Annotated in this window: 18 protein-coding genes and 1 riboswitch; of the genes, 6 read left to right on the forward strand and 12 right to left on the reverse strand. The window is 46.0% G+C overall.

All coding sequences use genetic code 11. The features are described 5' to 3' along the window. Positions 1-52: 52 nt before the first annotated feature. The 6 genes from H065_RS0119790 to H065_RS0119815 all read right to left on the reverse strand — a co-directional run bounded on the left by H065_RS0119790 (position 53) and on the right by H065_RS0119815 (position 7,509). Positions 53-1,414, reverse strand: coding sequence for a GntT/GntP/DsdX family permease (locus tag H065_RS0119790; protein WP_017814826.1), 1,362 nt, complete (start codon positions 1,412-1,414; stop codon positions 53-55). Positions 1,415-1,724: 310 nt separating this feature from the next. Then, positions 1,725-2,396, reverse strand: a complete 672-nt coding sequence (locus H065_RS0119795) for a GntR family transcriptional regulator (RefSeq protein WP_017814827.1) — start codon at positions 2,394-2,396, stop codon at positions 1,725-1,727. Positions 2,397-2,737: 341 nt separating this feature from the next. Continuing rightward, positions 2,738-3,460, reverse strand: a complete 723-nt coding sequence (locus H065_RS27175; RefSeq protein ID WP_017814828.1) for a class I SAM-dependent methyltransferase — start codon at positions 3,458-3,460, stop codon at positions 2,738-2,740. 316 nt (positions 3,461-3,776) lie between these two features. Continuing rightward, on the reverse strand, positions 3,777-4,874 hold the full coding sequence (locus tag H065_RS0119805) for a carbohydrate ABC transporter permease (protein ID WP_017814829.1): 1,098 nt from the start codon (positions 4,872-4,874) through the stop codon (positions 3,777-3,779). Continuing rightward, positions 4,874-5,974, reverse strand: a complete 1,101-nt coding sequence (locus tag H065_RS0119810; RefSeq protein ID WP_017814830.1) for a carbohydrate ABC transporter permease — start codon at positions 5,972-5,974, stop codon at positions 4,874-4,876. Before H065_RS0119810 ends, H065_RS0119805 begins: the two co-directional genes overlap by 1 nt. Positions 5,975-6,081: 107 nt before the next feature. Further along, on the reverse strand, positions 6,082-7,509 hold the full coding sequence (locus H065_RS0119815; protein WP_017814831.1) for an ABC transporter substrate-binding protein: 1,428 nt from the start codon (positions 7,507-7,509) through the stop codon (positions 6,082-6,084). Between the two features lie 559 nt (positions 7,510-8,068). Here H065_RS0119815 and H065_RS0119820 point away from each other — a divergent pair. From H065_RS0119820 to H065_RS0119845, 5 genes are all read left to right on the forward strand, one after another. Then, a complete protein-coding gene (locus H065_RS0119820) occupies positions 8,069-10,012 on the forward strand; it encodes an immunoglobulin-like domain-containing protein (RefSeq protein ID WP_017814832.1) in 1,944 nt (647 codons plus the stop codon). A 629-nt stretch (positions 10,013-10,641) separates the two neighbouring features. Beyond that, a complete protein-coding gene (locus tag H065_RS0119830; RefSeq protein ID WP_081604180.1) occupies positions 10,642-14,124 on the forward strand; it encodes an immunoglobulin-like domain-containing protein in 3,483 nt (1,160 codons plus the stop codon). 258 nt (positions 14,125-14,382) lie between these two features. Beyond that, positions 14,383-14,733: a MarR family winged helix-turn-helix transcriptional regulator gene (locus H065_RS0119835; RefSeq protein WP_238557998.1), complete on the forward strand. Its 351-nt coding sequence runs from the start codon at positions 14,383-14,385 to the stop codon at positions 14,731-14,733. A 50-nt stretch (positions 14,734-14,783) separates the two neighbouring features. Then, positions 14,784-15,614 (forward strand): alpha/beta hydrolase family protein, encoded by an 831-nt coding sequence (locus H065_RS0119840; RefSeq protein WP_017814836.1) that lies wholly within the window; start codon positions 14,784-14,786, stop codon positions 15,612-15,614. A 236-nt stretch (positions 15,615-15,850) separates the two neighbouring features. Then, positions 15,851-16,786 (forward strand): aldo/keto reductase, encoded by a 936-nt coding sequence (locus H065_RS0119845; protein ID WP_017814837.1) that lies wholly within the window; start codon positions 15,851-15,853, stop codon positions 16,784-16,786. 188 nt (positions 16,787-16,974) lie between these two features. On the opposite strand, the gene H065_RS0119850 is transcribed toward H065_RS0119845, so the two are convergent. The 6 genes from H065_RS0119850 to H065_RS0119875 form a co-directional block, all read right to left on the reverse strand. Next, positions 16,975-17,469, reverse strand: coding sequence for a DinB family protein (locus H065_RS0119850; protein WP_017814838.1), 495 nt, complete (start codon positions 17,467-17,469; stop codon positions 16,975-16,977). 69 nt (positions 17,470-17,538) lie between these two features. Continuing rightward, positions 17,539-18,909, reverse strand: a complete 1,371-nt coding sequence (locus H065_RS0119855) for a sodium-dependent transporter (RefSeq protein WP_017814839.1) — start codon at positions 18,907-18,909, stop codon at positions 17,539-17,541. A gap of 152 nt (positions 18,910-19,061) precedes the next feature. Beyond that, complete coding sequence (locus H065_RS0119860) at positions 19,062-19,643, reverse strand: GNAT family N-acetyltransferase (protein ID WP_017814840.1); 582 nt, start codon at positions 19,641-19,643, stop codon at positions 19,062-19,064. 28 nt (positions 19,644-19,671) lie between these two features. Beyond that, positions 19,672-19,995 carry a hypothetical protein gene (locus H065_RS0119865; protein WP_017814841.1) on the reverse strand — a complete coding sequence of 108 codons (324 nt, stop codon included), beginning with the start codon at positions 19,993-19,995 and terminating at the stop codon, positions 19,672-19,674. A gap of 129 nt (positions 19,996-20,124) precedes the next feature. Beyond that, complete coding sequence (locus tag H065_RS0119870; RefSeq protein ID WP_017814842.1) at positions 20,125-20,811, reverse strand: oxidoreductase; 687 nt, start codon at positions 20,809-20,811, stop codon at positions 20,125-20,127. Between the two features lie 133 nt (positions 20,812-20,944). Next, complete coding sequence (locus H065_RS0119875) at positions 20,945-21,358, reverse strand: hypothetical protein (RefSeq protein ID WP_017814843.1); 414 nt, start codon at positions 21,356-21,358, stop codon at positions 20,945-20,947. A 118-nt stretch (positions 21,359-21,476) separates the two neighbouring features. After that, positions 21,477-21,646: riboswitch (cyclic di-AMP (ydaO/yuaA leader) on the reverse strand. A 385-nt stretch (positions 21,647-22,031) separates the two neighbouring features. On the opposite strand from H065_RS0119875, the gene H065_RS26455 reads away from it, so the two are divergent. Continuing rightward, positions 22,032-22,481 (forward strand): hypothetical protein, encoded by a 450-nt coding sequence (locus H065_RS26455; protein WP_017814844.1) that lies wholly within the window; start codon positions 22,032-22,034, stop codon positions 22,479-22,481. Positions 22,482-22,487 lie beyond the last annotated feature (6 nt).

Raw genomic sequence — 22,487 nt, forward strand, 5'->3', positions numbered from 1 at the left:
TTCTGGTTGGCTTTTACATAAGTTCCGGTACTGCAATCATTAGGTGTAGATGTTAGACAAATACACTCAGGATCATGATGAAGATCAGGCCAACGACGGACAGGATGGTCTCCATGGCGGTCCAGGATTTCAGAGTCTGACCGACGGTCATACCGAAGAATTCCTTGATCATCCAGAAGCCTGCATCGTTGACGTGGGACAGGATCAGAGAACCTGCACCGGTCGCCAGTACGACCAGTTCGATATTGACACCGCTGCTCACAGCGAGCACTGGTGCAACGATACCGGCAGCTGTAGTCATGGCGACAGTAGCCGAGCCGGTCGCGATACGGATCAGTGCTGCTACGAGCCATGCAAACAGGATCACGTTAATATGAGTCTGACTGGCGATATCAGCAATTGCACCGCCCACGCCACTATCAATCAGTACCTGCTTGAAGGCACCACCGCCACCGATAATCAGGATAATGCTGGCTGTAGGAGCAAGACATTCACTGGTGAATCGGGAGACATCTTCTTTGCTGAAGCCGCGGGCAAAGCCCAGTGAGAAAAAGGCGAACACCGCCGAGATCAGCAGCGCAATCACTTCATGTCCAATAAATGCTGCTACGTGAGTGAAGCTGTTCACTCCCTGCGGATCTACGATATCAGCAATCGATCCGATCAACATCAGGATAACCGGCAGCAAAATAGTGAACAGGGTAATACCGAAGCCTGGCAACTGGCGATCTTCCTTGGAAGCGAATTGATCTGCCAGTTCCTGCGGCGGATGTACAACAATACGGTTACCGATAAATTTACCAAAGATCGGGCCGGCGATAATTGCAGTTGGCAAGCCGACGATCAGGGAATACAGAATCGTTCTGCCCAGATTGGCATTATACGCTTCAATCGCAATCATCGGTGCCGGATGCGGAGGTACCAGTCCGTGTACAGTCGACAGACCTGCCAGAATCGGAATACCAATTTTGAGCAGGGACATCCCGGTCTTGCGGGCAACCAGGAAAATAATTGGAATCAGCAGAATGACACCGACTTCAAAAAATACCGGAATTCCGACGATAAAACCGACAATCATCATCGCCCAATGGACGCGTTTAACACCAAAACGGTCGATCAGTGTAGTGGCGATACGTTCGGCACCACCGGATTCAGCCATCATTTTACCGAGCATGGTTCCCAGACCGATAACGATCGCTATCGTTCCGAGCGTACCGCCCAGACCGCCAGTGACGGATTTGATCAGACCCTGCGGATCCATGCCTGCCAGCAGGCCCAGCATGAGTGCAGACAGCAGCAGTGTGACAAACGGGTTCCATTTAAACTTTGCAATCAATACGATCAGAAATACGATCGCAATCAGTGTCCAGATAAGCAATGTTGCATTATGACTGAGTCCAAATAATTGATCCAATGCGAAAACCTCCCTGTTTTCCTGCCTGAAGCCGGATGACTTCGGCTCTGTTCGTTATGAATTGAAAACTTTCAAATCACTTTATGAAAATTTGAAATATTTTACGAAAAATTATAGAGCGCTTTCACACATGATGAACACGTGTTGGAGAAACTGATTGTATACTTGTCGACAAGTTAAAGGTAAAAATATAATTCATTTTCGATAATTGATAAGATCGGGATAATGTCACTGCAGTTCATGACTGCTGTATACATACTGGCCTGTCATAGGGTGACATCTATCATTACGACCCGAGCCAGCCTGCCAATCAGGGCAGGCTGCGTATCAATGTCTGGGCAGAATCTGCAAAATAACTGCTGACTACCTTGTGAATGACTTCGGGATCATGGGAACGCAGGCCTTCGAGGATCATGTAATGCTTGTCCGCGACCCAGTTCATGCGTTCTTCCCCGGTCTGAAATCCCTTTTCGGTCGTAATCAGAATGACCGTCATCACAATCTGGCGAATACTGTTCCAGAGATGGATCATTCGTTTGTGCTGGGCATGCATCACAATAGCCTCATGGAATGTAAAGTCCTGATAGGCAAAATCGACGTAGTCACCATGTTTGACAGCCAGCTTCATTTTGTCGATAATCCGGTCCAGCTGGGTGACCAATACTGCATTATCCTGCTGTGCCAGCTGCTGCTGGGCAAAGCTCTCGATCAGATAACGCACATCATACAGTTCTTTGACATCTTCCAGATTCAATCCCAGTACAACAGCGCCCATCCGTTCCAGTCGGATCAGTCCTTCACCCGATAGCGTCTTGAGTGCATCCCGCACCGGAGAGCGGCTCGTTCCAAAGTCGGCAGCGACCCGATTCTCGGAGATGATCTCTCCCGGCTTGATCTGTTCATTTATAATTTGCAGCCTGAGCTGGCAGGCGATGGCTTCCCCGCGGGAAGCTCCCTGCATCCAGGCAGATGGATATTGCATGATCCAACGTCTCCTCTTATGCATAATAGGCAATTATCCAACCGGTAAGCAGCATTATGTAGATGTTCCATCCGATTGTAGCAGCGTATGCCACTTCTTATAATTTTAGCATAGATTCATTCGCGGGATGCATTGTCTTGCTGATGAATAGCGTATTCAGGCCTCACTTCCTTACCTCGAATTATCCTGTAAAGAAAACAGATAGCTGCTGTTTCTTCCTATCGGTATACTTGTATACAACTTTGACTATTATCTTACTACTCCCGATTTGCATTTGTAAAGAATAAATTGTAAGCGTTTCATAATTCGGGAGAATGACAGACTTTAATCTATACCCTTTTTTACACATTATAAATCCGGCTGCCTGTACGATAGATATAAATTCTGGTACGGTGGACATCGCGGCAGGTAATCACCTGCTCTGCTTCCCAGTCCGGCAGCGCAAAGTAGACACTGATAATATAGGTGCCCGGTCGTGTCTGTTCACGAAAAATCGGACTCAACCGGGTCATCGCACCCGGAAATAAATAACAGACAATCAGATCAGCCTGCTCATAGTGATACCTGTACATATCCCCATGCACCAGCTTTATAGAATGGCTGCCCGGTAGACAGGCCAGCAGTCTCGAGACCATTAGTGGTACTACTGAATTCTCAATGCCTACTACCCTGCACGACTGGCAGTAACGTGCCAGATGCAGCGCCATCGTACCCCACCCGGAACCGGCTTCGATAATCAACGGACCATCCGACTTACCTGTCTCTCTTCTATGTATACTCTTCCTAACTGTCGCTTCAGCTCCATCTGCGGCAGTGGATATAGACTCTACTCGAAAGGAATGCATTGCAGAAGGGACTGCATTTGCTGTTTCTCCGGTAAACCCATAACGTCCGCTCTCCTGCTGAACAGCAGATAATCGTTTCACTTCCTGCTCCACCTGACGACGTAGCAGCAAAGATGAAGGCAGCGGAGAAATGCCATTGCGCCAGGTGTAATAGACGATAGAGATTACGAGTACCAGTGCAATCGTAAGCAGAAGCATGGACAGTACAGCAGATACCATATGCCTTTCTCCTTTCGGTTTCGTGTTCTTGATTATATTGCTATTATTCCTACCACTCTTTGACTATGCGTTCTCACTGAATGTATCTTATGTATAAAAAGTGGCGGCGATTGCATTGCTTGATTAGGCCACTACAGATCATTACCCATTTTATTCCTTTTTCCTGCCGAATTCGCCAGCTCTATAAGCAAATGCGAGCCAGCAGTCGTATTATTCATCATTCCTAATGTAATCACACAAATAAAATCCGCCTCCCGAGCAGGAAGGCGGATCATATCTACTTTGAATACTAAAGCTTATCCGATAGCTTTTATGCTTAACCTTTGACCGATCCACCCAGCAAACCGCGTACAAAGTACTTTTGCAGAGCGAAGAATACAGCCAGTGGCGTCAACATGGAGACAAAGGCTGCTGCCGTAAGCAGATGCCAGTCGCTACCACGCGATCCGACCAGGTTGGCGATACTCATCGACAGCACCTGTACTTCCGGCTGGGAGCCGAGGAAGATAAGCGATACCAGATAATCGTTCCATACCCACAGGAACTGGAAGATACAGATCGATGCCAGTGCCGGTACCGACAGGGGCAAGATCAGTTTGGAGAAGATGGTAAAGTTACTCGCTCCATCCATAAAGGCAGATTCGAACAGATCCTTGGGCAGCTGACTGATCGAGTTGTACATAAAGTATGTGATCAGCGGCAGACCAAACGCGGTATGCGCCATCCATATCCCAAAGTACGTCCCGTTCAGTCCGAGCGCCGTATAGTCACGCAGGATTGGAATCAGTGCCACTTGCAACGGAACGACGAGCAGTGCAATCACGACGATAAAGAATGCTTTGCGCCCCTTAAATTTCAGCCAGGCAAACGCATAGGCTGCAAATGAGGCGATAAAGATCGGAATGACTGTCGATGGTACAACGACAGCAATCGTGTTCCAGAAGGAACGGCCCATCCCGCTGCCCTGCTCCGTCTGCACGGTACCATCCGGCTGGGTGATTTTGTACTCTTTGCCCCCGAGTACGGTCTCATAGTTCTGCAGGGTAAAGTTGGTCGAAGAACCCCATTTCTTTTCCTGTACATCTACTGTACGGGCACGGCGGTTCTCCCAGATCAGACGCTGATCGCCTACTTCTACACCTGCTTTGAGTTGATCATCTGGAAACGACTGTCCATTGACCTCAATCGGTTTGCGAAGATCCGTGTCGCGGTCCAGCTTGATCTGACTGACCGTCTCCCACTGACGATGCGGGATAACAGTCCACCAGCCAGTCTGCAAAATATCTGCAGCCGGACGAACGGATGAGATCAGCAGCCCCAGTGTGGGGATAAACCAGACAACGCAGATAATGCCCAGAATAAGATTGACCAGCCAATGACCTTTACGGCGTGGAGCTTTGACTTTTTTGCGCATTAGAGGTTGCCTCCCTTCTGAAGCTGACGAACGTTCAGAATAATCACCGGAATAACGGCGATCAGCAGCACGATCGCGAGTGTCGAACCGTAACCAGCATTCTGGTACATGAACAGCTGACGATAGAATTCGGTCGCAACGACCTCGGTACCGTACTGTCCACCGGTCATAATCATGACCACATCGAATATTTTCAGTGTAAATACAATAATGGTTGTTGTTACGGCAAGCACGGTACCCGAGATGACTGGCAGCATGATTTTGAAGAAGATGCGAATCTCACCTGCACCATCCATTCGTGCGGCTTCCAGCATATCTTCCGGGATCCCCTTGATAGCAGCCGAGAAAATAACCATGGCAAATCCGGTCTGCATCCAGACGAGGATGACAATCAGGAAGAGGTTATTCCACGGCTGCACCATACTGAGCCAGCCCTGTGGCTGGAATCCCAGCTGGATAATAATCGCATTCAGCAGACCAATCTGCTCGTCGCCCGGCTGGTAGTAATAGATAAACTTCCAGATAACCCCGGCAGCGACAAAAGAAATTGCCATCGGCATAAATACAATTGCTTTGGCGAGACGTTCAAAGCTGCTGCGATCCGCCAGTACAGCGACCAGCAGGCCCAGAATTACGCAAGCCAACGTACCAATAACAACCCACATCAGATTGTTGCGCAGAGCAGTCAACAGCAGTCGATCCGTAAAGACCGCTCCGAAGTTCGCCAGTCCGACAAACTTGGTGGAATCGGCATTGAAAAAGCTTAAGTACAGCGTACGCAGCGTCGGCAGGAACAGCAGCCAACCGAGCAATAGCACGGCAGGTCCAACGAATACGTAAGGGGTGACTCTTTCTTTCCATTTATCCGGATACTGCTCAACTACCCAGTTAAGCGTAAAGTAAATGGAATAAATACCGAAGATTCCCCAGATCACTGCCAGCAATGCATTAAACATGGGAGGAAGACCGGATTCACGGAAGAACAGGAATATTAGCGTATGCACTCCCAAATTAAGTAAAGGAACGAGGATGGATAACAGAATCAGGCGCGGTGTGAAGCGCTGTTTGCCCCTTACATTGATTTCATTGCCTGCGTCCATTTGCTTTCCCCCTTTGGCATTTGCAAAAATGCTCCCTTAATCACACCAAACGGACCGATCAATACCGGTCCGTCTGACGTGTTGATCTCATGTTGTATAAAGGCCAGTTACTTTTTCCAGCCGGATTGGATTTCCTGCATGGCCTCATCCAGATTGGCTGTACCGCTCACATAGTCGGTCATGCCTTTCCAGAATGTACCTGCACCAACAGAGCCTGGCATCAGGTCAGAACCATCAAAGCGAATCGTGTCTGCAGTCTGTACAAATTCGGACATGCGGCGTTCCTGGTCATTGGCGAACCAGTCATCCGGTGTACCGTTCATAGGAGGCGTTACACCGCCGGATTTAATCCAGCTTTGCAGGGATTCTGCAGTCGTGAAGAATTCCATAACGGCACGTACTTCCGGACGATCATTGAACATGGCGTAGATATCGCCGGAGATCAGAGCCGGTGTACCGTATTTTGCATCAATGGATGGGAACGGGAACCAGTCATACTGGTCAGCTGGCAGTCCTTCAGGGAAGAACGATACGATAAATCCAGCTTGACGATGCAGCCATGCTTTTGGAGGATCCGTAAACAGTGGTTTTACTGCATCCCCAAAGTTCGTTGTTACGATCGAACTGCGTCCGCCGTATACATAATCTTTGTTGAACCAGATATCGGACATTTTGGTTACTGCATTTTTAACGATAGGATCAGTGAAAGGAAGTTCGCCTTTTACCCACTTATCGTAGTTTTCCGGTGTAGTGGTACGCAGCATGATATCTTCCAGCCAGTCAGTAGCCGGCCAGCCTGTTGCCGCGCCGCTCTCGATACCTACGCTCCATGCAGGATCGCCATCAGCAGCGATCTGCTCGGTCAGTTTCATCATTTCGTCCCATGTTTTTGGAACGGTATATCCTGCTTCGTCAAAAGCTTTTTTGTTGTACCAGACCAGACTTTTCACGCTGCTGCGTGCCCAGACGCCAGCAGTGATGTCTTTGTTTTCCGGACCGGCCATTTGTGCCATATCCAGCCAGCTTTCTTTGTACTGCTGCTTCAGGTAATCAGCAGGCATAAAGGAAGCGACATCAATAACTTTGCCCGATTTCACGAAGCCTTCCAGCAGACCTGGCTGTGGGAAGTCAGCGATATCCGGGGCATTGCCGCCGTTAACGCGTACGTTGACAGTTGCTTCAAATTCCTTGGAACCTTCATAAGCGATATCAATACCTGTTGCTTCTTCGAATGCCTTGATACTGGCATTGAATTTCTGCTCATCCGCATCGACGAATGGACCGTACATTGTTACTTTTTTGCCTTTATATTCACCATTTAGCGCCTTTTCCAGTTCAGATCCTGCCGGTACTTTGGCAGTCTTGATCAGGTCAGCGCCTGAAGTCGTTGTCGCTGCCGGTGTTCCTGTTCCCTCGGTGCCAGTCTGCGAACTGTTGGTTGTTCCAGAGTTGCCGGAACATGCACTCATTACTACGGAGAACAACAAGACCATCATCAAAGTCATAGAACCGTTCTTCTTCCACTTGCGTTTCATAGACTCAACCCTCTCATGATATACTGGTTTACTTGAAATAACAGCTACAAATAGATAAATTTTACTTTTATACCATTCTCTTATTTTTGGCATGAAAAGTAAACAAGATTTTGTTAGCGGTTGCAATTTATTTATCAAATTCTCGCCGCTACCTCTGGCTGTTTAACCCCCTGATTCAAAGTAAGTTAATTATCTATTTGAAAGCGTTTACAGATGGCTGCAAGAACATTTTATTCCATCGCTACCTGATAAGCAATCCTTTTTTTGTACATTTCAGACAATTTTTTTATCCATATCTTTCCTTAATAGATATATTGAATATTAATAATTACAAAGATTATTTTGTTTAGGGCATTCGTTTGCACAGTACACAAGGTTTTTCGTCAATATAATATTATCTTTATAAATATGGAATGCGGGATTCTATTTCAAGTCTGTATTTCTCAAAATGAAATATTCCAAATTGAAAAACATTGCTAAGTGCCTATATAGCGTAGACAGCTTATACTGTTATATTAGGTTGGTAGCAACAGATTTGCCAATAAAAAGGAGGTTTATAATGAAAAAGTTTATTTCTACCTGTCTGGCGTTTTCCCTGGTGATGCCAGGAGTGACAGGGAACGCTGCTTTTGCAGCAGAAAGCACCCCTACCGATGTTCCAAACGCTATACCATTTAAAATAACACCAGAAACAAGTGTTTCTCCGACTAACGTACATAACAATGTTTATGAAATGACCTCTGTTCCTACGTCTGCCAGCAGCAATACCTATCAGTTGGAAAGCATTAATATTCTTACTCCTCTGGGCATGGCTTATTATAATGGCTATGTTTACATCACACAGGGAAACAATGGATTGTCCAAAATAGACGTAGCAACGCAAACAGTCACCAAAGTGGTTTATGGTTCTCCTACTTCTCCTATGCATACCATCACTGCCGATACAGACGGAACCCTGTATTATGTAGTTCCTGATAAACTGAATAACGAATATTCATATATCAAAAAAATAAAGCCTTCTTCTCTGAACCAAACGCTCACTACTGAACAATTCCTTGCCGCAAGTGTAGATTATGCACATATTCCAGCAAGCCATATCAGCAGCATCGCTATGGATAAAAATAATCAGTTGTATATTTCTCTCGACAAAGGATGGGATCTAGACCCTGGCTTGCTTCGTTGGAGCAACACATCCAAAACGCTGACTCCTGTCTCGGAAGAAGCTTCCATGATTACGGCTATCACTTTTGATAATCAGGGTAACCTTTATTTCAAAACTCCAAGTCCGCAATCGTATTATTCCTATGCTGCCGGCATTGTCAAAATTAGTGCTGCCGATCTGAAGGGTACACTGCCTGTTGCAGACGAAAAGCTGATTTCTTATAAACAAGATGTACTTCGGAATGAACCCTATAACGGATTGTTGTTCCTTTCTGACGGAACATCCTATTTCAGTAACGGGCAAAGTCTGAAGCGTGTATACCCTGAATCTCGCCCGATCGTGACTTTAAAAGGTTACTCGGATGCTGTTGTCCAGGGAGACATTTATACCGATCCGGGAATTCGAGTTATTGAGGATGAGAAGTATTCCAAATTTGATATCAAAGTAACGTATTCCTTTAATGGTGAATTTGTTCCTAGCCTGGATACCAGTAAAGTCGGAACATACACCATCCATTATGTAGCCGTAAATCCAGCTGGTACCGCTTCTCTGGAAAAAACGCGTGAAGTGACCGTCAAGCCGACTCCAAGCCAACTAACAGACTGGTACATCACAGGAATCAACAGTATGGATGCGGATAGCCAGAATCTGTATCTGACTAATTATTCGTATAAGGATAATCCCAACTATGGCCTGTACAAAATCTCTTTACAGACCATGCAAAAAACGAGATTGGCAGCAATCAATGATATAGGCGCTGTAGCGGTGAACGCATCAGGTGACCTGTTCTTTACACGCTATGATATGGATAACATGATTTTCAAGATCGAAGCCAAACATCTACAGAGCGGCAAAGCCCTTACCGCAGATCAGCTGATGAAGCTCAGCCGTACGTACATGCCTTTTACAGCCAAAGAGGCCAGCGCAGCTCCGCTTAAAATCAATGGTCTTGAGTTTGATAAACAGGGCAGATTGTATGCTGCTGTAAACGTCTACGGCAAAACAAGCGTCACTTCCAAAATCGTTCGTTTGACAGGAAATGATTGGAACAAATCCACCTTGGTTACCGAACTGCCTGTCAGCTCCAATGATATGGATTTCTCTCCTGCCGGAGATCTGTATATTTCTACACAGGAACTATATACCACCTGGAAAAAAGATACGTACAAGGTTACCCTCCAGCAGCTGAATACGCTACCGGTACTGAGTGATAGCTTGACGAAAACCCCTTATACCGAAGGGGATAAAGGTATTGCATTTTTGGCGGACGGTACAGGATACGTAAGTAGAACAGATGATTTCGAAAAGCGTAAACAGACGATCTTGAAGTTTAATTATTAAATTCCCATACAACTATCATCGATAATACTGATTGATAACATACAAAATCCTCTTTGTGTACTACATGCAGAGAGGATTTTGTATGTTAAAAATATAAGAAAGTACCTGACAATAGTGTCATTCCAATCTAGTGCTAACATAACTAAACTTTCTTCTTAAATAAGATAAGGCTATTGAGTATTAGCGTATCTATCACTGATTCGCCTGATCCGGTGAAAAAGTATTAACACTGCTTCAATATTAGCATAAAGTAAGCTGTTTTAATCATATATAACATCATACGATGATGTTATATTATTATTGAAATACATTTTTTCCAAATAAAAGGAGGTAAATAATGCGTAAATTTATTTCACTTTTTTTTGATTGTCATCCTGTTACTAGGAACTACAACAGGAACTACTGTTCACGCACAACCGGAAACAACTGCAAACGATTTCATTCCCAACTCCTTAACGTCTGATTCATTTTCTGCCGTCCCTGGTCATGTACAGCAGGATGTATACGGACTATCACCAAGCACTGCTTCCTCAGTCACTTCATCGGTATACCAGGACGTATATGAGTTAGACCAGTTAGGTCTCAATAGTGTATACCAAACAGCAATATATAATCAGGAATTATATATTGTGAAGCAGCAGGGGGAGGGTTTAGCCAAGGTATCCCTTGTTACTGGAAAAGTAACGACAATTATTACACGAACCAATCTCGAGTTTAACGCTGTCGCTTTTGATTCCCATGGGGACTTATACTACACCCTCTATTTAAAACCCTCTATTAAAAAAGTAAGTGCTCGAGCACTTCAGAATCTTCCTCTTACTACCCAACAACTGGAGGATGCCAGTACCGATTATGCTGTTTATTCCCCTACTTCTCCCACAAACAAAATTTCAATAGTGAATATGGTTTTCGATTCTAATGACCAGCTTTATATTTCTATTTACAATAAGGATTCCGACAATATGCAACCGGGACTGCTGAGACTGGATAAGACTTCCAAAAGCTTTGAGCCTGTCTTGGCACAAAGCGGACAAAGTATTACCGGAATGGGGTTCGATCCACATGGTAATTTGTTCTTCAATATACATTCCTCTTCCTTCCCTGTAACGACAACCGACTTGGGTATAAAGAAAATTCCAGCAGACGCCCTGCGTTCTTTGCCTGTTACAAGTGATAAGGTTAAAAATCACAAACGTGGCTTTAATAAGTATAATCCAGGAGTTTACAGTATACTTTTTTCATCAAAAGGAGCTACCTATATAACTACAGGAATAAGTATAGAGCGCCTATTCCCACATGGACTACCTATTATTACGCTTGAGGGTGAGCCTGAAGTGACTGTGAAATATGGACACACCTATGAAGAGACCGGAGCGTATGTTGAAGATGATAAGTACTCTAATCTGGATATACAAACCAGTTATTCACTGGGAGGCATACCTGTTGAGAAGATTGACGAAAATGTACCAGGGAGCTATCAAGTTCATTATAATTCTACAAATCCCGATCAGTTACAGGCAAGGGAGGTAATACGCAGAGTCACTGTCGAAGGCAAACCTGCCAGCCTTGATGGACTAAATTTAACCAATCCAGGAAACATGGATTATGTGAACGGTTTTGTTTATATTACTAATCCTGCAAATTCTACTACTCAGGAGAGCGGCATTTATAAAGTCTCCGTCGAGGATTACAGCTATCGACTTATCGCTGAGCTGCCGTCAATTCTGGCAATTGCTGTTAATGATAATGGTGATCTTTACTTCTCTCTCCAAGATGACTTCAATCGAATTTACAAATTGGAGGCCAGATATCTGAATACATCAAAAACCATGTCCGAGTCCGACATTATGAATCGGGTCACCTATATACAGCCTTTCACTCCGCAAAATACTGACTTAAAGTCCCTGCAAATTAGTGGGCTCGATTTTGATAATCAGGGAAGACTATATGTTGCAGCCAATCAGACCGGCACAGATAAGCATGCCTGGATAGCACGGTCAACTGAAGTCGGTTTGGAGAAATTCCAGTTTTTCGCTGAAGGAGATGAGCGGATCAAGCTGGCAATGAATAATATTCAGGATATTGAAATCAGCCCTGGTGGTAATCTGTATGCCAATTTTGCAGGCACCGAGATGGCTAGTTATCATACTATTCAAATGCTTCCGGCTGCTGCACTGACAGAAGATACGCCGGTACTGATTTATGATCATTTCAAGGAAAGCAATGATCTGTACAGACATAATATAGGGATAACGTTTCTGGCAAACGGCGATGGATATATTAGCAAACCAGATACCTCGCCTAAAAATATTATAAAGCTTCCTTTTACCGATCCTGCTCCTTCCAGCCCGGTTGTCGAAGATACCTATCGGCTGGAAAATCTGAATATCCAGACTCCCTATACTATGGATTACTACAATGATCATGTATATGTATCGCAGGGAAACAATGGATTATCCAGCATTTCCTTGTCTACCCGAACTGTAACCCAACTTGTCTATGGCTCTCCTGATTTTAATTTCGGCGGTATTACTATCGATTCCAAAGGTTGGTTATACTATGAAGTTCCCGATATTCCGGAATCGGAAAGTACCTATATCAAAAGGATAGATACCCGCGCTTTTGATCATACTCTCACTGTAGAACAAATGCTGGCGAAAAGTATGAATTACGCCTATCTACCGATTGATAATATTACTGGAATGGACATGGATCCAAATAATCGTTTATATGTGACAGGTAGTGAACTTGGATTAACACGATGGCATGCAAGTTCCAAAACTTTAATTCCTATTGTGAACGAAGGGAAATCAATCAATGCTGTTAAGTTTGATGCCCAGGGAAACCTGTATTTTAGAGGTCTTTCTCTTCATGGAAACTATTCATTTACTCCGGGTATTGTTAAAATCAATGCTTCTGATCTGGATAAAACCCTACCTGTTCCTTATGCCAAAATGACTTCTTACAGCATTTATTATGATTATATAAGCCGGGTATACGATATGGTTTTCCTTCCGGATGGCAAGTCCTACTTCAGTAACCGCAATTCTATTAAGCGAGTCTTCCCTGAATCCCGGCCAGTTGTTCATCTCAAAGAAACGTCTCAAAAAATATTACTTCCGGGAGACCTTTATGTAGATCCCGGTATCGAAGCCATTGAAGATGAAAAATATTCCGATTTTGATGTAAAGATAAGTTATTCACTTAATGGCAAGCCTGTGTCTTCTTGGGATACCAGTATTCCCGGCGTATATACCATTCACTATACAGCATGGAATCCAGCAGGTATTGCTTCTCTGGAAAAAAGAAGGGAATTTATAGTCCAGCCAGCGCCAGTTAAATTAACTGACTGGAACATTCCTAATATTAAAGGCATGGATACCGACCAAAAAGATGTATATATTGCAAATAGCGGAGAAGTCGACAATCCTAACAATCCTAACTTTGGACTTTACAAAATTTCCATGAAAACGATGAAGCGAACTCAACTGGCCATAATAAACGATCTCACGGCTGTCGCTGTCAATAACAAAGGAGATGTATTTTTTACACGCAGCTACAAATACAATATGATTTTCAAAATTGAAGCCCGTTATCTTCAAAGCGGTAAAGTCCTCTCAGCCGATGAGTTGATGCAGCGAAGTCGCACATACACCCCCTTTACTGCTGGAGAAAATCATCTGCAAAAGCAATATATTACTGGTCTTGATTTTGACGCAAAAGGCAGGCTGTATATCTCCTCCATAGCTTATGATGTTAACAATACATCTTCAAGAATTATGCGTGTAGAAGCGCCCAACTGGGATCACCCTACTCTTATCGCAGCCATCCCTCTCAGTGGCTTAGATATGGAAATAACAAAGAAAGGCAATCTGTATATTAACGTTTATGGTCCTGCTTCTGCTCCGTTCTTTAATAAGCAGGGAACGTATAAGATTTCATCAGAACAGCTAAATCAGCTTCCTGTACCATTTAATGAAATAGTCGAACTACCCCAGAATCAGGGGGATTATGGAATTGTATTTTTCGATGATGGAACTGGTTATGTAAGTAGAACTTGGGATAGACAATATAATGAACAGACTATTCTCCAACTGCAGGAAAAAGATTAAGGTATAGGAAACTCAGTTTCCAACTACTAATGATAGCTGCCGGAAACAACAATGAACTTCCGTAATTTTGATCCGGCAGGTATGTATAGTAGGCAGCAGATGCTCCCCTGTAGATTACAATCAGCGGAGCATCTGCTGCCTACAAATAAATTTGACAATAGTTTGATATCAAATTATATTGTTTTTATGAAAACAACAGATGCTGTATCACTAATATCCAAAATCAGAGAACAGGTGAACCGGTTTATCATAGCCGAAATGGCAGAACAAGGCGTTGAGGGCATTGCTACTTCGCATGGAGATATTATTTATACCCTTGCCGGCAAACCGCGTATGACTATGGCCGAAGTATCCAGATCAATCCGCAAAGACAAGTCTACTGTCACTGCACTGGTGGACAAATTGATCCGTCTGGAACTGGTACAAAAGGAAAAGGATGCAACCGATACTAGAATTACCTTTGTATCATTGACACCAAAAGGAGAAGCACTCAAGCCTGTTTTTGAAGAGATTTCTCATAAGCTGATGGACTCTTTTTATACCGGCTTTTCTGCAGAAGAGAAAAAAGAACTACTGCGGCTGCTTATGAAGGTACACCAGAATTTCTAATTTTTTTGGATTAATAGTTTGATATAAAACTAAATGTAGAGGTGAAAAAGATGACCGATTATACAAAACTGCTCCCTGCTCATACTACAAAATATGTAGGTGACTACGATCTTTATCTGGAAATGTACCCTGAGGAACGACCGACAAACGAGACTTCGGGAAGGCCTCCCCTGCTTTTTGTTCATGGCGCGTATACCGGCAGCTGGATGTGGAGCAAGTATATCCCTCATTTTGTCGACAACGGCTGGACGTGCTATTCCATGAATTTGAGAGGGCATTACAGAAGCAGATCGGTTGATATGAGCAAGGTTACGTTTGAGGATTATCTTGAGGATATTCGTACGATTCTTGATGAATTCGAACGTCCCCCTGTACTGATCGGGTTCAGTATGGGTGGTATTCTGAGTCAGAAAAAAGCCGAATCAGCTTCCCTTGCTGGCCTAGTCGTGATCGATTCCAGTCTGAGCCGGGAAGTACATGAACAGGCTCCTTATCCAGATCTGATTCCCGAGCTCCCCGGCCTTGTTATTCCTCCGCCGATCCGGGATGAAACAAGTAGTCTGGATGAATCGGAGGAAGATATTGCTTTTCAGCGAAAATACCTATCCATGGAAGCGTCTCATGCATTCGGCAAAGTCTCTGTAGCCTTTGGAGCACAGGGAGGCATTCCCATCCAGCATCATCTCATTACCATTCCTTCTCTTGTCATCAAGGCGGTAAACAATGATACTGAGCAGCGGCAAGGACAATTGACCGCCAAGCAGCTGGATGCAGAATATACTGCACTGCAGGGCACTACTCACACCGGTCTGCTGGTCGGGCAGAGATATCGAGAAGGTGTAGACCGGATTCTGGCATGGCTGGAACGATTCGAAGGCTGAATGAAATGAAGATAACGAAAAACGAATCCGATCGGTGAGTACTGCTGGATCCTTATGGCATACGTTCATTATCTCGATCTTGCAAAACGTTCAAGTTCATTAGTTGTGACCGACAAGTTTCACTTTATGCTTTTCTGGTCCAATATGTACTTAATGTCTTATTATTCCGATCATTTCACTTTAGTATGATTTCTGCTACACTATAAGGCACATTACGCAAAAGGAGATGAATGACTATGACTAATCAAACACGTCTGGGCAAAAGCGATCTGCTGGTGAACCCCATCGGACTGGGTGCCAATGCTGTCGGCGGACATAACCTGTATCCGAATCTGGATGAAGAAGCAGGCAAGGATGTTGTACGCACTGCGATTGCCCATGGAATCAATCTGATCGATACCGCATTCATCTATGGTCCAAAGCGCTCGGAAGAACTGATCGGTGAAGTGCTCAAAGAAACCGGCAAGCGCGATGAAGTCGTAATCGCTACCAAGGGTGCACACAAATTTACCGAGCAGGGCGACGTGATCTATGATAACTCTCCAGCCTTTCTGCGTGACAGCGTAGAAGGCAGTCTGCAGCGTCTGCAGACCGACTATATCGATCTCTACTACATCCATTTCCCGGATGAGCATACGCCCAAGGATGAAGCTGTCGGCGAACTCAAAAGGCTCAAGGACGAAGGCAAAATCCGAGCTATTGGTGTATCCAACTTCTCCCTGGAACAACTGCAAGCCGCTAACAAAGACGGCTATGTAGATGTACTGCAATCCGAATATAATTTGTTCAAACGTGAAGCCGAGCAGGATCTGCTGCCTTATACCGCACAGAACCAGATCAGCTTTATTCCGTATTTCCCACTGGCTTCCGGTCTGCTGGCAGGTAAATACGATGCCAATACTACCTTTGATGATCTGCGGGCGCGTGATCCACTGTTTACCGGTGAAGCATTCACCCATAACCTGCAAAAGGTCGAGATGCTGCGTCCGATCGCCCAGGCCAAAGGTGTCGAAATCGCCCACCTGGTACTAGCATGGTATCTGACACGCGACTCCATCGATGCCATTATTCCGGGCGCCAAGCGTGGAGATCAGGTACTGGATAATCTGAAGACACTGGATATCCAGCTGACTCCGCAGGAGATCGAGCAGATCAGTCATATTTTTGTCTAATATGCCTTCTTTATCGAATACAGACCGAATAGCGTAACGGTTCCGGCACAGCTATGAGCTGAATATATCCAAAAAAAAGACACAGGTTCCGCGAATAACAGCGGAAACCTGTGTCTTTTTGTATAGGGTGATTTTGTGAGTACTGCCATACGTGCACGGCAGTCACTATTTTTACAGTGCCTGTTGGTTCAGGCTGGATAGCCTCCACCCGGTGGCGGCCATTGGCCTGCCAATCGACGCAGGATCACTATCTCACCGAGATGATACGTATTATGCGAAGCGATATTGCGCAGCAGTCCGGCTGCCGTCTCTCCCGGGAAATGCTTGAGTCCGGCAGACAGATCGACGGTACCGGCAAGCTCACAGGCTGTATCGATTCCATGCAGGAAATCATCCAGCAGCTGCTGCCAGGTGGTTTCGTCTTCTGCCATAGCTTCGCGGGGCCAACTCTCGCTCACATCCTGCGGACGTTCCGGCTGTTCACCATGCAGGTGAGCCAGCATGTACTCCTGCCAATAATTCATATGACTGACCAGCTGATAGATGCTATAAGGGACACCTTCGACTATCCGGCCAGACAGTTCCAGATCAATATCCGACAGTGCCTTGGCAATCGGCAGATGCCCGCGCTCGCCAATCAGGGACTGGATCAGTGCTTTGGCAAAATACTGCTGTTCTGACATCGTCCTTCAACTCCTCCCGTTTCTAGTCTACAGTATACCAGATCGGGAATCGGTAGCGTACCGGACGGTCTATTCGCCGAGGTTCAGCAGACCGACAGAGTATAGGAAGATCAGAATGATCAGAATCGGTGCCACATAGCGGATCAGGAACATCCATATTCGGTACCATACACCGTTCAGACCTACTTCATCGCCTACACGTTTCCAGGCATAACCGGTAAACAGAGTCACGATCAGCCCGCCAATCGGCATCAGTATATAAGAGGTAACAAAGTCAAACAAATCGAATATGCTCTTGTCGGCAAAGCTGATAAAGCTCAGTACTCCACCTACAGACAGTGCTGCCGGTACACCGATAATAAAGGAAGCTACCGATACGATAACCGCAGCTTTTTTGCGGCTCCACTTCCACTCTCCCATCGCATAGGCGACAGGTACTTCCAGGATCGATACACAGGAAGTCAACGCTGCAATCGCCAGCAACAGGAAGAACAAACCACCAAACAGGAATCCGAGCGGCATCTGGGCAAAAGCAGCCGGCAGCGCCATAAATGCCAGACCTACGCCTGATCCTGGCTCAATACCGTACGAGAAAATAGTCGGGAAAATGATCATACCTGCAATAAAGGCATAGATCAGGTCACCCGCACCAATTGCCAGTGTAGCTTTACCCAGGGATTGGTCCTTTTGTACATAGGAGCCATAGGTCAGCATACATCCCATACCCAGAGACAGGGAGAAAAAGGCATGTCCCAGTGCTGTTAGCGCAGAAACCGCACTTAATTTGGAGAAATCAGGGGCAAGGAAAAATTCTACGCCTGCTGCCGCTCCCGGAAGAGTCAGGGCACGAACCATCAGAATCACCAAAATAATCAGGAAGCCGGGAATCAATACTTTGTTGAATTTCTCAATACCGCCCGAAATCCCTTTGGCAATAATAATTCCGGTAATCAGCATAACGATAGCCTGCCAGAGCAGCGGCATATATCCGCCTGCGAAGTCGGTGAATGTCTTCGTATAATCTGTACCTGGCTGGTATAACCCGCCGCTAAACGAGCCTACGGTGTAATGCAGCGTCCAGCCTGCTACTACACCGTAGTAGGACATGATCAAGAACGCGGTCAATACTGAAATCACGCCTACCCATTTCCATTGCTTTTTCCCTGTAATGTTGAAAAGCGACGAAGCAGCATTACCCCGTCCACCGCGGCCAATAGCCATCTCCGCAAGCAGAATCGGTAGCCCTACAACAATCAGACAGATGATAAACAACAGAAAAAATGCCGCGCCGCCGTATTTACCGGTAATATACGGGAATTTCCACATATTTCCGAGACCGACCGAGCTGCCGATCGCCGCCAGAATAAAGCCCGACTTGGAGAAGCCGTCCGTTTTGGGACTCAACGATGCCGGTCCCGGATTTGAAGACTTTTTATTCATATATACACTCCTGTTCATGGATGCAGCGGTCAGCTGCCGGGCACTGTCCCTGCGGACACACGGCCCGGGCATCAGCCGGCAAAATTAATTATGCTTATGTTACACAAATTGTGAGTCGCTGTCCATGAAAAAGAAATCCAGAATAAAAAAATTCATATTTTACGATTATCAAACCGAAATGACAAAAATTGTTCATTATCCGGACCGTCAATCAGCTGCCGGGTATATTCATTATGTGTGTAGTCCATCAGCAGCTGCTCCCAGAAGCGACGAGCATGAACATTGCGCTCTGTCGGGTTGGTATGAAGCTCCCATGAACCACGAAATTGACCGAAAATTTGACGGGCTGCCTGGGCGGCCAACCCCTGTCCACGAAATGGACGCATCACAAAAAACTCGTGCATAAAATAGTCGGTTTTCTCATAGGATGGAATATAAGGAGGGGTCGATACAAGGGCAAATCCGGCCGGTATTCCGTCAACACGGATCACATAAGGAAACAGAATACCAGGATGCTGCCACCAGATCCAGAACACTTCACTCTGCTCTGCCAGCGTACGATAGCTGTCTTCCTCTTCAAAAACGCCATGCCGATTCGGCTGGCGTTCCCAGATTTCCGATAGATCATACAGATAGAATGGATACAGATTCAGGATCGTATGTGACTCTTCTACCGGGCACAGGGCAATATCCAGCGTTCCCTGTGCAGGCAGGAAAGGGTCGGGCTGATTCATGGTGTTCCACCTCAATTATGACGTGATCTTATTTCTGCAGAAAGCTCGCGGCAAATTGAAGAGCTGCCATGGATTCTTTGACAAAAACGCGGTTCTCCGGTTCCCATTCATTGGCATCATCCATAAAAGAGTCTTCGATAAATTCTTCAAGTGCAGCGGCGACTTTTTTACGCTCTCCTGGAGCGGTTGGTCCTTTGCCTCGCAGCGCCTGAATAGCTGTCCGCATCTGGCGGCAGGAAGTCTGGATAAATGCATAGTCATCTTTATCCCAGGCTTTTGCATTATCCATATCATAAAAAGAAATCCAGCGTTCGATCATTGACGCCGCTTGTTTGGCATCCAGTTGGGGCATGTGAATGTACTCCATTCTATAATTGAAATTCACGTCCGCTTCTACGTGTTACGGACCTGCTTTTACATTATACTTGCTTCTGTACATTTTACCATGTCATCCGGTATAGAGCATGATGAATAATATCGGCTAGCGGGTAGCAGGACGGGCAGCGACCTGCAGCTGATTGGACAAATAGACTACCGTCCCCTGGGGTTTGCGCTGCGCAATCCGGTACATGCCCTCGGCCACAATCTCGGCGGAAATCGCTTTGTACTTGTTCATTGGACCGATGAACAGCGGGGCTAATCCTCGCGCCAATATGGCACCGGTACGTTCACCCAGCCGGAACTCTCTGCGCTTGCCGAGCAGCAGGGATGGCCGCACAATAGATAAGGACTCATACCCGATCTGTGCCAGCTGTTGTTCCATTTCCCCCTTGATCCGGGAGTAAAAGACCCGGGAATGCGAGTCTGCACCCATCGCACTGACTACCAGAAACTGGGTAGCTCCCTCTTCGCGGGCAATACGCGCCAGTTCCAGCGGATAAGTTACATCGATTCGATACATATTCTCCTGCGTCTTGGCTTGGCGAATGGTCGTGCCCAGACAGCAGTATATATCATCTGCCTGCAGCTCGCGGCGCTGCTGCTCCAGATGCTCATAATCCACAATCACCTGCCGAAGTCCGGTATGGTGCTGCCAGCGCTCCACCGGCTTCCGTACCAGTACAATCACTTCCCTGTATTCAGGAGCCTCAAGCAGCAGCTCGGTTAACACCTGACCGACCAATCCGCTGGCTCCTGCAATCAATGCTACTTTCTGTTTCAATGCCATCATCTCCACCTCTAAAGGATCGCCCGGCTGCAACGATAACGGGTTAGCAACCTATTACCCATTTCGGGACATGCAAAAGCGGCGATTCGGCCGGATTCATGATTTTTCCGGCAATATGGAGATGCCAATATATTCACAGTAAAAAAGCGGCACTGCCGCCATTGGTATGGATAATATAATTCGCCCCCAGCCCTTTGTAGATCATGCGTGAATTGCTGCCTTCGGTAATGACATAGACTGGCTGGCTCGTCCATGAACGACAGATCTGAATGTAACGGCAGCAGAGCGGCAGACTGCGCTCAAACAAGTAAACTTTGCCGATATTAAGCTCCGGCATGATCCATAATTCCTGACGCTGTGTATCCAGCAGGATCACATGTTCAAAGCCCATTCCTTCAAAACGCACCTTCTCCGCATAGCTATTCACAATAAGGGCAAACGGGATTTTTTTTACTTTTAACAGCTGGATAAACTGCTCTCCAGCCCGGGTTGCCGGCGATACCAGTATATATTCTTCCGACAAATGATGTTCCTGCTCCAATTCCATTTCTCTTCTCCTCCAGTAGTATAAAGGCAACAAAAAAGAAGCCGAGGAAGAGGTGGTCTTCGTCAGCTTCTTCGACATCCGCGCAGAGATATCCCTGACGGATGGCATGACAATTGTCGCCTCTCTTATTTTCAGCTTACGAGGTTAGCTGCCGGATTCGGGAGTAAGAGTCTCCCTACAGACAGACAGGCATCCATCATATCCTGTCGTCCGATTCACCCCTGAAAAGAAACCGCTATGGCTCTTCTCGATGGTTCCCCCGCTCTCTGTATACAGCATGGCTGTATCACAAAAACTCAGCTGGTATGTGTGCGCTGCGATCAGCGCTGTCTTATGAACTTGAGACGAATCATACTCCCGCTGCTGAACGTTGTAAAGGCTACTCAAGCCGTGTAAAAAGCTACTATACCGAATAAATGTGGAGTAACAGATAGGATACGCTGTATAGCGCTCGTTTCCTCTTGTTTTCGCCATTTTATTTACAGAAAATGAAAATCGAAGCATACGCCAGATTTTGGTAGGCAGCGATAAGATTACCTGGAATGAATACGATTACATGAGGTATTCCTGACAAATATGAGCTGCCATGATGCCAGATGTCAGTTTACGTTCAGCCGAATCCCCCTCTATGATAGCTGACAACTACCATTCCCCCCTGAGGAGCGTGCCTTTCATGCAAAATGTATTATCGGTCCCTGCGCCACTAAATATTCCTGCAATCCCGGCCACCTGTATCGGCTCCCTGGAAATCTATCTATATGATCATCACTGTTTGTCCTTGCCGGATAGCTGTATGATGCTGCATTGTGGTCTGCTGCGTATCTCACTGGCGGGCGGATCCGGCTGGGCCGAGTATGAATTCTCCGATGGACAGCGTCGATTGGATCTTGTGCGCTGGGCTTCCGTATTTCGGCGGCTCAAAGGGCTGACCGTACAGCAAGCACTGGTGTATGTGGAGATTCACCGGCAGGTCTGGGGCCATACCCGTGCCCAACTGGCGATCGAAGCACTGCATAATTATACGATTCGGCAAAATGAAGCTGAGGATTCGGCTCCTTTCAGACAGCCTCTGACAGAGCGTCAATTTCTGGGCGATTATGCACAGGCTTATTATTCTTTTTGAGCGAAG

The organism is Paenibacillus shenyangensis (genome assembly GCF_000346635.1).
Taxonomy (GTDB): domain Bacteria; phylum Bacillota; class Bacilli; order Paenibacillales; family Paenibacillaceae; genus Saccharibacillus; species Saccharibacillus dauci.